Origin of the sequence: Segatella salivae F0493 (assembly GCF_000477535.1) — a bacterium.
Taxonomy (GTDB): domain Bacteria; phylum Bacteroidota; class Bacteroidia; order Bacteroidales; family Bacteroidaceae; genus Prevotella; species Prevotella salivae.
In genome coordinates, this window is sequence record NZ_AWGW01000030.1 from 1 (window position 1) to 12,724 (window position 12,724).

General features: G+C 41.8%; 12 protein-coding genes. 5 read left to right on the forward strand and 7 right to left on the reverse strand.

Translation table 11 applies throughout. The features are described 5' to 3' along the window. Nucleotides 1-644 precede the first annotated feature (644 nt). From HMPREF9145_RS10695 to HMPREF9145_RS10725, 7 genes are all read right to left on the reverse strand, one after another. A complete protein-coding gene (locus HMPREF9145_RS10695) occupies nucleotides 645-2,243 on the reverse strand; it encodes a hypothetical protein (RefSeq protein WP_036907617.1) in 1,599 nt (532 codons plus the stop codon). Between the two features lie 33 nt (nucleotides 2,244-2,276). Then, nucleotides 2,277-2,477, reverse strand: a complete 201-nt coding sequence (locus tag HMPREF9145_RS10700; RefSeq protein WP_021826541.1) for a hypothetical protein — start codon at nucleotides 2,475-2,477, stop codon at nucleotides 2,277-2,279. 373 nt (nucleotides 2,478-2,850) lie between these two features. Further along, a complete protein-coding gene (gene nudC / locus HMPREF9145_RS10705) occupies nucleotides 2,851-3,624 on the reverse strand; it encodes an NAD(+) diphosphatase (RefSeq protein ID WP_021826473.1) in 774 nt (257 codons plus the stop codon). Next, nucleotides 3,624-5,375, reverse strand: a complete 1,752-nt coding sequence (locus HMPREF9145_RS10710) for a bifunctional metallophosphatase/5'-nucleotidase (protein WP_021826497.1) — start codon at nucleotides 5,373-5,375, stop codon at nucleotides 3,624-3,626. The genes nudC and HMPREF9145_RS10710 overlap by 1 nt, the downstream gene beginning before the upstream one ends. 68 nt (nucleotides 5,376-5,443) lie before the next feature. Continuing rightward, complete coding sequence (locus HMPREF9145_RS10715) at nucleotides 5,444-5,575, reverse strand: hypothetical protein (RefSeq protein WP_021826476.1); 132 nt, start codon at nucleotides 5,573-5,575, stop codon at nucleotides 5,444-5,446. Between the two features lie 10 nt (nucleotides 5,576-5,585). Further along, on the reverse strand, nucleotides 5,586-7,007 hold the full coding sequence (locus tag HMPREF9145_RS10720) for a DUF4270 domain-containing protein (protein ID WP_021826582.1): 1,422 nt from the start codon (nucleotides 7,005-7,007) through the stop codon (nucleotides 5,586-5,588). A gap of 19 nt (nucleotides 7,008-7,026) precedes the next feature. Then, the gene (locus HMPREF9145_RS10725; protein ID WP_036907531.1) at nucleotides 7,027-7,842 is read right to left on the reverse strand and encodes a glycogen/starch synthase; all 816 of its coding nucleotides are present in this window, start codon (nucleotides 7,840-7,842) and stop codon (nucleotides 7,027-7,029) included. A gap of 166 nt (nucleotides 7,843-8,008) precedes the next feature. On the opposite strand from HMPREF9145_RS10725, the gene panC reads away from it, so the two are divergent. The 5 genes from panC (at nucleotide 8,009) to HMPREF9145_RS10750 (ending at nucleotide 12,511) form a co-directional block, all read left to right on the forward strand. Further along, nucleotides 8,009-8,866, forward strand: coding sequence for a pantoate--beta-alanine ligase (gene panC / locus HMPREF9145_RS10730; RefSeq protein WP_021826505.1), 858 nt, complete (start codon nucleotides 8,009-8,011; stop codon nucleotides 8,864-8,866). Between the two features lies 1 nt (nucleotide 8,867). Further along, a complete protein-coding gene (panD, locus tag HMPREF9145_RS10735; RefSeq protein WP_007133847.1) occupies nucleotides 8,868-9,212 on the forward strand; it encodes an aspartate 1-decarboxylase in 345 nt (114 codons plus the stop codon). Between the two features lie 587 nt (nucleotides 9,213-9,799). Further along, nucleotides 9,800-10,810, forward strand: coding sequence for an SPFH domain-containing protein (locus tag HMPREF9145_RS10740; protein ID WP_021826573.1), 1,011 nt, complete (start codon nucleotides 9,800-9,802; stop codon nucleotides 10,808-10,810). Further along, nucleotides 10,807-11,145: a hypothetical protein gene (locus HMPREF9145_RS10745; protein WP_007133845.1), complete on the forward strand. Its 339-nt coding sequence runs from the start codon at nucleotides 10,807-10,809 to the stop codon at nucleotides 11,143-11,145. The genes HMPREF9145_RS10740 and HMPREF9145_RS10745 overlap by 4 nt, the downstream gene beginning before the upstream one ends. Before the next feature lie 7 nt (nucleotides 11,146-11,152). Beyond that, nucleotides 11,153-12,511, forward strand: coding sequence for a hypothetical protein (locus HMPREF9145_RS10750; RefSeq protein WP_021826482.1), 1,359 nt, complete (start codon nucleotides 11,153-11,155; stop codon nucleotides 12,509-12,511). The last annotated feature ends 213 nt before the right edge of the window (nucleotides 12,512-12,724 follow it).

Here is a 12,724-nt window from a genome sequence, read left to right on the forward strand (position 1 = left end):
GTCACTCAGAAGCGCATTTTTTTCTCCATTTGGCCTTTCTGAGTCACTCAGAAGCGTGATTTTTCTCCATTTGATCTTTCTGAGTCGCTCAGAAGCGTCATTTTTTCTCCATTTGGTCTTTCTGAGTCGCTCAGAAGCGTATTTTTCCTCCATTTGGTCTTTCTGAGTCGCTCAGAAGCGCATTTTTTCTCCATTTGGTCTTTCTGAGTCACTCAGAAGCGTGTTTTTTCTCCATTTGGTCTTTCTGAGTCACTCAGAAGCATGAAAAATCAGTGTGTGATTTATTTTTCTGCGTGAGATAATATGTTTTTTATGTGGTGTTGTTCATGATTTGTGGTTTTTATTGTTTAAAGGTTATCAGTTACTTGCAAAGATAATGAATTTGTTGATTAAAAAGAAACAATCATTCGCTTTTTTGATGTATAATTTAATCTTTTGGTAAGCTTCATAGCCTTTTGCGTTGTCGGTCTCACCTCTTTAGGCAGGGGGCGGCTTTTTCTTCCAGCGGCTTAGATTTCCCCTTATCTCTCACCCTCCCTTATCCCGTTAGGAACCCCCTCCCCTTTACTTCCCTTCGGTCAGTGACCGTTGGTTCGGGGAGGGATTTCTTAGAGGGCGACACCTGTACAGGGCAATCGCGAGGGCTACTCGAATGTGCCGACCCTGTACCCGTTCTTGCGGCTGCTCCAGCTGAACACCTGGATGCTACCTCTGAAGAAATTCAGCTTGTACGCGTAGCGGCTGTCCCACGGGTAAGCACTAGACGACCAATAGTCACCTATCTCGCCAACATGGTTCAGCTGACTAGAGTTGGAGAAAATGTCGTAGGAACCCAAGGCGGGCAGGTAAAAGTAATTGCCTGCGTCTGCAGCGGAAGGAGGAGTCAGAGATGAGAACCAGGTTTGGGATTTATTTAATCTTCGCCAATCAGCGCCGTCGAAGGCGGTGTTACTGTTGTAATGACCTTTGGCTAGCAATACTGACTTCTTCTTAAACCACATTCCACCTTTATATAAATGACCCATAGTTGTCCATACTTCGTCTTCGTCCCAACGAGGATCGCCATAGGCACAGTACCACGTCAGCTCGTTAGCATTAGGAAGGTCTTTACATGGTGTATGGGTAGCTGGGTTATTTACGCCATAAGTATATGCTTCGTTGTGGTAACGTGGGTCAGCGTTGCTCTTGGGGAAGTTTCCATTCATGCCATAGTTCAACGCTGGCTGGTCTTTATTGCTTGACCACCATTCGTGACCCTTCCAGTATTGTTCCTGGGCATCCCACATGTAATAATGGTCGCCATCGTAGTCGCGTGCGTCAAGGTTAGCGGTCATGTCGTAGTAGGTGTTGGACTTGTACGTTTCTGAGGATAGAGTTCTGGTTATAGTACCCTCTACATCTGTTACTAAGTCCTTTACCCAGTAACGCACCTTTAAAGTATGAGTGCCAGGCTTAATCACCATGTAAGCTCCGTTTGTTGTTACGTTAGCTGCGCTGTTGGTCAGTGGGAAACCGTTGTTGTAGCTGCTACCACTTGTTGGGTCTTGTGTCGTTAAGACTATCTGTTTGCCGTCTGTTACTGCAGAAGCGTCTAATGTGTTATTAGTTAGGTTAACAGTGTATTTCTCCGCTATATCGTTGTCGGAAGTAACTTCTACCTTTGTTAAGTAACAGTTCTGTAGAACTGGGTTACTTGTGTAAGGCTGGAAAACTAAGTAAGCTGGCTGATGCTCCAATTCGAACTCGAACTGATTTTTTCCTGTCACCTTATTTGCAGTAGCTGTACCGTAATCGCCTGCTGTGCCGAAGTGCTCAGTATCATCTGGAGCTGTCTGGCTCTGGGCGGTTGAGATACTTACAGAAGTACCATCGCTGTTCTTGCCTAAGTAATAAACCTTATAACTGCTACTTGCAGTAAACTTACCAGGAACTTTATACTTAAATGCAGCCACCTTCCCTGTTGGAGCGTTCGTGCTCTTCTGTAATACGCCATCGTCATCCTTTACGTAGATATAGTCGCCATCCTCCCAATAGAAGTCACCACTATTGTAATTCAGCGACGTACGTGTCTCGCCACCTGCCATGAAAGTTGTGAGGTTCTTGTCGTTATCCTCATTGGATTTCGTTGGGTTCTGGGGCACATCCTCATTAGCACAGGATGCAAAAGCCAAGGCCATGCCAAATACAACAGCCAAAGACTTTAGACGTGTGGTGAATGAATGTTGTTTCATTGTTTGCTTCATCTTTACTTTGTTCATTTTGTTCATTACTCGCTGTTAGTTGTCCCATGATGGGTTCTCTTCGTCCTCGTCTTCATCCCATGACATTGAAGCCTTTGCACTTGAGATGGTACCACCATGATGACCTGGTCTGTGCTGACTGGGGAAGGACGTATCCATGAGATAAGTTATTTCGTTGACTTGAATTATCGTACACTCTGGTGCAGAATAACTCTTCTTTACTTGCTTTTTACTCATAACTTTCTTGATTAAAATAGCTGTTATTTCGTTCTTATTTTGCTTAAAATTGAGTTCGCAAAAGGGCATAAAAAAGCGAACAAAGGAAACTCCGAGAAGTCCTTTGTTTGCAGGGGTTATGGCACGCTTCGCGCGCGCGTATGCGAGAAGAAAAAATGTCTTAGTGACGCTAGGTGCGAGTGTGTGTGTGTGTGTGTGTGTGTGTTAGCAAATTATTTGGATTGACCAAAGATAACGTGCAAAAAGATGCAAAGAATTGAGAGATTCTTTGCAGTACTTCGTTCACTTGATATGTCATTGCCAATTGTTTCACGGCGGCAAAGGTAAGAAGAAAAAATTAAAGGAGCAAATAAATAAGCCGGAAAATGTTTTTCTATGCTTTTGTGAGCCAGTCGTCAAGAATTTGTCTTGCAATGCTGAGTTTTTCGGGTATTTCGGGCAAATTATCCTTTGTAAACCATGCGCCACGTGAGAGTTCTTCGCGTTGCAGCTGGATGTCGCCACTGACATAGTCGGCCGTGAAGCCCACCATCAGGCCACTCGGATAGGGCCAGGGTTGACTGCCGAAATAGCGTAGGTTGGTGATAGTGAGTCCGGTTTCTTCCATCACCTCTCGATGCACAGCCTCTTCTAAAGTCTCACCGGTTTCAACAAAGCCAGCCACAAGACCATAGAAATTGCCTTTGAAATTGCGCGCATGAACGAGCAACACCTCGTCGCCACGATGAATGAGCACGATAATGGCGGTGGCTACGGTGGGCCACACCTCCTTGCCACAATTGGGACAACGTTTGCTGATGTCGGTGTGCATCTTCATCGGAAAGCCACACACGCCGCAATATTTTGTGTTCTGATCCCAGTAGATTAGCTCGTGACATTTGCCCGCTTTGAGATAGAGGTCGGTGGGAAGATGATAGAAACTTTTTCGGAGGCCACACATTTCATAGCGTGGATTGTCGGTGACGGGTTCGTCGATGAGGAAAGTTTTTACCTCATCGCCATTGTCCATGGGTGAGACATTGAGCACATGCGTCCAATCCTTCGTAGCAATAGGCGGTTGGTTGCCTTCGGGAATCGAAAAGCTCCCGTTAGGAAGCTTCTCGAGCATGAGGTCGCCTTTGCAAAAGATAAACCAAAGGTGTTTCATTATTTTTCGTCTTTAGGATTGCGTTGGTGGCTGAACAATAGCAGGCTGTCGCGCGTTGCAGCAGGTTTTGTCCAGTTTTCGGGAATGAATTTCCAGTTGTTGTTAGCTTTCGGCGCTACCGTCCCCATCTTTTCGATTTCCTGCATGAGGTAATAACGCTGGTCGCGTGGGCTGCGATAGATGATTCGGCTGTTCAGACTTTCTTTGGGGATGCCTGCCCCCTTTGTGAGTAGCTCGCCGCCGCCGTTTCCACGATAGCTGTTGATGGCTACAGTGTACCATTTATGCTCATCGAAGGGCTGTCCGTTTGACATGCGTAGGATTTTCACCTTCTGTCCGTCGGGTTTGGTCACATCGACCACATAATCAATGCCAGCAGCAGAGTCAAAGTTGAATGTGAAGTTTTTGAATCCCAAACGCTGTGCATCACCGCGAGTGTCGGCCAAGAGCAACAGATGATCGTCGGGCGACTTCATTGTGTTGACCCATTGATCGTAGCTCATTTCAAGATGTTTTCTGATTTCCTCGCCAGTCATACGCATGACGTAGAGCTGATTTTCAAATCGATAAAGATTGAACATGTCGGCCACTCTCACAGGGCCAGCTTTGATTGATGCATCAAACTGGAGTGGGGCATTAAAGGCAATGTCGGCCTTTGTGATTTGCAATTCAAGATTGAGAATGAAGTCATTGAATGCGCTTGAGCCGAAATAACTGTCACGCGTGTATATGGTGTTCTCAATGTTGCCGATGATGCGGTCGACATATTGATTTACTTTCTCGATTTCGGGTTTGAAGTGAGCCATATACTCCTCGTCAATCGGAAGTTTGGTGACATCCACAAGCGTTCCCGTAACTTGCTTGTCAGCAACTTTGCCATTCTTGAGCGTAAGCGTGAGGTCGGCCTGTGCTACCGTCATTGCATTGTTTGCAGGGTCTATGCAAAGCACTTCTTTGCCTTCGATATTCTTGATTTTCTGATTGAAGCGTGTGTGATCGTGGCCAAACATGATGATGTCGAAGCCTGGCACTTGTTGAGCAACGACACAACTTGCATCTTCTTCATAGTCTTTCGTTGTGATGCCGCCTTCACGTCCGCTGTGGAAAAGTCCAACGACAACATCGGGGTGTTCTTTCTCTTGAATGATTTTCATCCATTTCTTTGCCGATTTCACCATGTCGTCAAAGCGGAGTCCCTCCCAAATATTCTCTGTCAGCCAGTTGGGAATAGCTGGGGTGAGCATGCCCAACACGGCAATCTTGATGCCATTGCGCTTGATGATTGCATAAGGGTGCGTGTAAGGTTGTCCGGTCTTTACGTTAACAACGTTGCACGCAAGCACGGGGCATTTCACCTCTTTTATCCACTTGTCGTAAACAGCATGGCCGGGTTCGATGTCATGATTGCCGATTGTTTCAGCATCATAGCCTAAATAATTGATTACTTGGGCTGCAATGTTGGGCTCGTTTGTAGCCACATAATTATAGAAATAGCTTGTGGGCTGTCCTTGAAGTATATCTCCATTGTCAAGCAAGACAACGTTGTTGCCATATTGTTTGCGCAGTTGTTTTACATAACTGCTGATACGTGCCATTGAACCGACCCTTGGTTTGCGGTTCGTGAAATCGTAGGGGAAGAAACTTCCGTGCACATCGCTTGTTTCAATAAAGCGGAGTGTGACTTTCTTTTCAGTTGCATTGGCCGAAAGCATCAATGCTGTTAAAAGCATAAAAGAAATGAGTCTTTTCATAAATATAATGTTTATCAGTGGAAAAAAGCCGAGACATCTGATGTGGTCTCGGCTTTATAGAATTGTTTTTATAATGTTTCGTCTTCGGGTTTTTCGGGTCGCGACCTCTTAATCTTAGTGAGGTGTTTTTTATTTTGCAGCCATTGTTGCTTACGCTCTTCGTAACTCTCGCGCTGGCGTTCAAGGAAGTTGTCTGCCATAAGAATAGAGTTACTTGAACTTGCTATAGATGACTGAGAGCTTGAGAGGCGTGTTTCCGCCTAACAATTTCACGCTTCTCACCGACATGTCATTGTATACTCCCGTTGAATAGGTTGAAGAATAGCTTCCGTTTTGAATGGTCATGCTCGTTGTAGTCACAGGAACAATGACAACCTTATTCCAATCAGCCGATGTAGTTCCATTCTTTTTGTTCTCATACATTGAGCGAATCAACGAACTAATATTATTGAAAGTGTAACCATTTTGGCTGAAGTTTGCCACGAAAGAATTCTTATAATTCATGATGTTATGATGTGCAAAGAAGGCTTGAATGCTGTCTTTTGGAATCATCAATACCTGCTTTGGCGCTTGCAATGCATAAGGGCTTGTCGAAACGTTGTTGATTCGTTGTAACGTAATCTTTGCACTGTTGATGCTGTCTTTCTCGTGGCCTGCAACAATGTTATCTACAGGAAGTGTCATCTCTGTGAATATTCCAGCTGGTGTTTTGAGATAGGTTCCAGAGTTTTGATTTATCAATTGTTGTAAAGCCTGTTGGTCATTGACAATGTGTGTGGCTTGCAACACTTCTTGCGTACCGCTGAAGGATGCGATTCTGTTATAGACTTTGCCATTATATTGAATGCGGAAGTAAACAAACATGATAGTATTGAAAACCCTTCCGATAGAGCCTGAGCCTCCAACCGACTTGAAATAGAAGCCAGGAATGACGTTATTTATCAGTGTGTATGAATTGCTAAAGTCAGATGGTTTGCTGTAATACTTCTGCAACAGATACGTGCCATAGTTCTTGTATGTCACTCCATCTTTATCGGTGTAAGGCTTATTCATTGAGATTTTGATACTCGGACTATAATTCTTTTCAGCCTTTTCTTTCGCATCAGTTGTCAGATCTGCCAGCGTATATGCCTTCTCAACTTCAAATCCTCTGCTACGGAGATAGTTGCTTTCAATATCGTTTGAGTTTGTATATAATGCTGCAGCATCTGTTACAGGCTTGCTTAATTCATACATCTTCAAATGCATCAATGCCGTAGAATCACCAACAACATCGTCATAATAAAGTCTGATTTCACAAGAGTCAGCAATGACTTTGCCATTATCCTTCGACACAATGTCTCTCTCATTAGGAAGATTGAAGTCTTCAAGCACGCCAAACTGTGTCATGAAGTCTGCCGTGATATACGAGCCTGTCTCAGGGTCTTTGAACTTACCAAGATATCCGTTGATGTTTCTTGAAAGGACATTGCCAGCTGCAATCGATTTTGTCATGACATTAAAAGAGTCGGTTTTAATCTCCAACTTATCCATGTCGCTCGTAATTGACGTACCAATGGTTCCGGTAGAGTCGTCACATGACGATATCATTAGGGTTACAAGTAGTGCACTTGCAAGAGTTTTTAGTTTCATGTAATAATTGATTTTGTGATTATTCTTCACTTGTTGGATAAATCTTATCATAGAAATCTACATACGATTCGATAAAGTCTTCTCCTGGATATTTAAGAATCGGCAACTTCTTTTCAGCTGCATAGTCTAATAATTCCTTGTTTACTGTTGGGCGAGCCTCAATGACTCCATCACTATAATCAAGTGCAAGCTTTCCTAATTCAACGAAATCAAACTTTTCGTTGTAGCCAGAAACAAGTTCTTTCTTGGCATCTCTGAAAGCAACAATAGACTTGAATTTGCTTCCCAAATCCCCTTTGAGTTGCTCTGAAAAGAGTGAGGTTACAATCTTTGTGTTTGCAAATGAAGGCTCTTCGTGGTAAGCTTTCTTGACGTAGAAAGGCACAACAGCACTCATCCAGCCTTGACAATGGATGATATCTGGCGTCCATCTTAATTTCTTTACAGTCTCTAAGACTCCTCGAGCAAAGAAGATAGCACGCTCTCCGTTGTCAGCATACTCTTCACCTGCCTCATCTGTTGTCATTTGTCGCTTGGTAAAGTAGTCATCATTGTCTATAAAGTAAACCTGAATCCTTGATTGTGGGATTGAAGCAACCTTGATAATGAGAGGGTGGTCGGTATCATCAATGATGAGATTCATACCTGATAGTCGGATGACTTCATGCAGTTGGCCGCGCCGTTCATTGATATTTCCCCACTTAGGCATAAACGTTCTGATTTCGAGACCAGCCTCTTGCACCTTCTGTGGCAAGTCTCTTCCCATGACAGACATATTCGTCTCGGGGACATATGGGGTAATCTCTTGATTGATGAATAATACTTTCTTTGCCATGTCTTTTTTCAAATTTGAGTGCCACAAAGGTATAAAAAAACACGAAATAAATTAGAAAATTGTCTATAAAGGCTCAAATGCGCTTATTAATTCGCATATTTTTATAATTATTCTTTCTTATTTAAGAAAAAAGTTGTTATTTTGTGGCCCGATTTGGATAAAGAAAATGAAAGTTGAAAAAAAGATTGTTGAACTTCAAAACGAACTCAATGCCGCACGAAATGCAGGCAAGAGTATAGGTTTTGTGCCCACGATGGGGGCTTTACACGAGGGACATGCCTCGCTGATTAAACGCAGTGTACAAGACAATGACATTACTGTTGTCTCGGTGTTCCTTAATCCTACTCAGTTTAATGATAAGGCTGACCTTGAACGTTACCCCAAAACATTGGATGGAGACGTTCGTTTGGCTGAAGCTTGTGGTGCAGATTATGTTTTTGCACCTGCCGTAGAAGAGATTTATCCCGAGCCCGACACACGTGTGTTTGAGTTCCCTCCCGTTACAACGGTGATGGAAGGAGCGCGTCGTCCTGGACATTTCAATGGGGTGTGTCAGGTTGTTAGTCGCTTATTTACTATCGTAGCTCCTGATAACGCCTATTTTGGAGAGAAAGATTGGCAGCAGATTGCGGTCATCAAACAACTTGTAGATTATATGAATAGCAATATAACGATTGTTGAATGTCCGATAATTCGTGAAGCGGATGGCTTGGCAATGAGTAGCCGTAACAAGCTGCTGACGAAGGAAGAACGGGCTATTGCTCCAGCAATTTATCAAGCATTAAAAGATAGTTTGGATTATTCCAAGACTCATTCTGTTGAGGAAACGCATGATAAAGTGGTAGCCGAAATAAATGCGATTGACGGACTTGAGGTTGAATATTTTGAGATTGTAGATGGTAAAACGTTATTGGCGGTTGATGATTGGACGTCAGAACATGGGGTTGTTGGATGTATAACAGTCTATTGCGGAATGACTCCTATACGTCTCATTGACCATATAAGATATAGAAAGGGAAAATGAAATGATGATCGAAGTGTTGAAAAGTAAACTCCATTGTGCCACGGTTACAGAGGCAAATCTAAACTATATGGGGAGCATTACGATAGACGAAGATCTGATGGATGCAGCAAATCTCATTGCGGGGGAAAAGGTTCAGATTGTCAATAACAATAATGGTGAGCGCTTTGAAACGTATATCATTAAAGGCAAACGAGGCTCGGGGTGTGTTTGTTTGAATGGAGCTGCGGCACGTAAAGTTCAAGTTGGTGACGTGGTGATTATCATTGCTTATGCACTTATGGATTTCGAAGAAGCCAAAAACTATAGTCCCATTGTTGTATTTCCCAAAGAAGGGAATAAGCTTTAACCTTTTTCCTTTCTTTAAAGAGGGGGATACCATACGCAGGGTTGTGATGTTGTAGCCCGTGAAAGATGGGGCCTTGAGCATCGGAGCGTTTAATAAGCTCTTTTCTTTTCTATTCATATAAAAGCGTAGCTCTTTTGCTTGAGCTATACTTTTGAGGCAAATTGTCGTGTAATTAAACTTGTTTTACACGATGAAATGACGCATATTGTGTGGTAAAATGATACAAAACACAATGCTAACTGATAGCTATTAAACTACCAAAGCCTTAAAATGAGATGAATAAGGCTATGGAAAGGCTGAAATCCTACAATTGAATCTAATCGCTCTACCTCTTTTATGTCGTAATAAAGTATGTGCAATTAGATACGATGTTTACTGGTTTTATGGTCTTATTTATACTCAAGTGCATCATGTTTTAAGTGTTTTGTTCTCATAAATCAAACGAGAAAGAGTTATATTCTTTCATATAAAATGAAAAAAAATGAATGATATTTCTTTAGGTTTAAGAATATTTACTTAACTTTGTCGAAAACTTTTAAGAATACAGTGCACGCATTTTGTGTGCACATAGATTAAAGCTAACACCTATGAATATAAGGAATCCTTTTAGAAAGCAATTGCGTTCAGTCATTGAGTGGAAAGAACAAGACATGAATATCCTGTTCCATCGAATGACAACTACTACCGATGAAATCAAAAACTCAAGTAAACTTATTGTTGCACCAGGCCAAGGTTGTCTTTTAGTTTATGATGGAAAGGTGAAGTCAGTACTAACAGAACAAGGCACGTATGAACTTCAATCAGATAACCATCCGTTTATCACCACGTTGCTCAATCTGGCACAAAACTTTGAGAGTGAGCATAAAATGCGGTTCTATTTCTTCCGCACAGCTGAATTGGTAAATGTACTTTGGGGCACAGCTACACCTGTAAAATACATGGAACCCAACTATAATATTCCTGTTGCACTGGGAGCTTGTGGTAACTTCTCTGTTAAAATTGGTGACGCTGAGACAATGTTCACAACGTTGTTGGGGTCGGTTTCTAACTATACTGCACGCGATGTACGCGAATTAGTGTCTTCACGTATCGTTGCACCACTAACTTCTTTCTTAGCCGAGAAAAGCTATCCTTATACTGAAGTAGATAAACATTTGCTTGAATTATCGGCAGATTTGAAAGCGCGTACAACCGAAGAGTTAGAACGTTTGGGTTTTGTGCTGACAGATTTCCGTATTGATTCAGTTACATTTGATGAGAATACACTTGAGCGAATCGGTAAGATTGCAGATATGACAGCAGAGAAACGTGCTGCGTCTGAAGTTGATTTAGATTATGCTGGCGTTCAAAAGTTGGCTGCTTTGCGTGATGCTGTGCGCACAGAAGGTGGTCTTGCAGGAGCTGGTTTGCAAGTAGGTGCAGGGGTTCAGTTGGCGAAAGAGTTCTTCAACACAAAGAGTGATGCTAATGTTTCGCAAGAGGTTGCTATGCCTGATGCTGCAACTCGCCTGACACAATTAAAGCAACTTTTTGATGCTCAGTTAATTTCTGAAGAGGAATTTACAAAGAAAAAGAATGAAATATTAGAGAAGTTATGAAAAGAATTTTAGTTATTTCTGTTATAATATTAGTCGCCAATCTTCTTGCGGGATTACTGATAACAGCTTATTCTCCAACGAATTTTCTCTTTACGAGCTTGGCAATTATTCTTAATGGATTGCTGCTTGCTGGCTCATTTGTAGGAAATGCAGAGAGTACTCATCGTTTAACTTTAGGTTTTATCTTTGCAGGTGTTGGCGCTTTAGAGTTCATCACAGGATTCTTTGCCCCAGAACAATGGGAAAATAACTGGTGGTTGTTGAGTGTTGTCATTCTAACAGCTGTTCAAGCTATATTGTTGTTCTTGGCAATTTATTACTCAAAGAAGGCTTAAAGCACTTATGGCAACACGAATAAAGGCTGTAAAATGTCCACAATGTGGTAGTGAGAAGCATGAACAATTAGACGAAAAGCGATATAGATGCTTAAATTGTGGGACTGAATTCTTCCTTGATGATGACGATATTAACGTTAATGTGAATCACCATTACGATTTTCAGTCATCCAATTTTTTGAATAATGACTTATCCACAGGCATCAAACTTGCAATCGGTGCAGTAGTGGTGCCGTTGATAGTAGTCTTTGTTATCGCAATCTTCCTTACGACTTCAAGTAGTGGAAGCTCATCGGATAGCAGCTCTTCAACGACTGTTCGTGACTTGTATACTCTCGTTTCACCGATGAATAATAAAGGAAAACCTTGTGTTTTCTATCTTGTTGAGCGCAATTTTAATACAAATTATAGCTCAACGGGGTCGAAGTATGTAAATGGTTACTATATGGGGTTCCGCGATGCAATTACTGGTAAGGTGCTCAAAGAACAGCTTTTTATGTCTGAAGACGATGCAGATAAACAGTCTATTAGTCCAAGTTCAGACACAGAACTAAGCTATTTAAAGCAAGCTAAGCATTGGTATTTAGTCTTAGCAGGCCGCTTTGTTTATGAGGTTAATCCTGCAACGTTGACAATAACAGATGTTTCTCAGTCATTCTTTAAGGGTAAGCAGGCTATGAATACCGGCATAGCATCGATAAAATTCATTTATCCAGCTGATGGAGAAGGCTTTAAGGTGGAGAATAATATAGCGGAAAGCTACTATTATTTCCCTGCAACGAACCGTTTATATACCGAAGAAGCCTTTAATTATGCAAGGCAATTATCTCCTTCTCAACTAAATGGAGAAGTGCGAGATACATTGTATTGGCAGCTGATTAGTAAGTCGCCAAACAATAATACAGACCGAAAAGGACTGCTGAGATTATGGAATATTCATGCCAAATATCACTTAGGAGACCCTCAAGACTTTGTTTTTTATGATTGGTTTTATGGTACTTTCTCTTCAGATCGTGGTGGAAGGTTTGTAAGTGCAACCCCAATGACCGGTTGGTTTGTTGGATTTAATGGGCAGTTTATTTATCAAGATGCACATTATGCATTGATATATTTTAATCCTTCTTTGGCATCTGACGCTCGGTCTATGTTCAGATTGTATGATAAAACGGGGAAAATCCTCTGGACTCAAGTGTTAGATCGCTTCTCTGAAGTGGTTGGAGGAGAGCGTGTAGGCAATGTGATTTGGATTATAGGAAAGCGTAATCGTCGTAACACCTATGATGATATGCATGCTTATGGCTTCGATATTTCAACAGGAAAATGGGAAAAAGGCGCTGAATTATCAACTGAATATACTATTGAATAATTGCAATGCGTATCATGCTTTGTATTATAAGGTGGTATAAAATGTAAGTGAGAATTCAATCATAAAGAAGCATCCATATTGCGTTTGATAGTCTATCAAGCTGTAATATTATATTAAAAGGAGATACATTTTGTGTGTATCTCCTTTTTGTGTAATAGTAACCTTAATGCGAAATAAAGTATATAACTTATAGATTTTAACTCGTTTATGTAA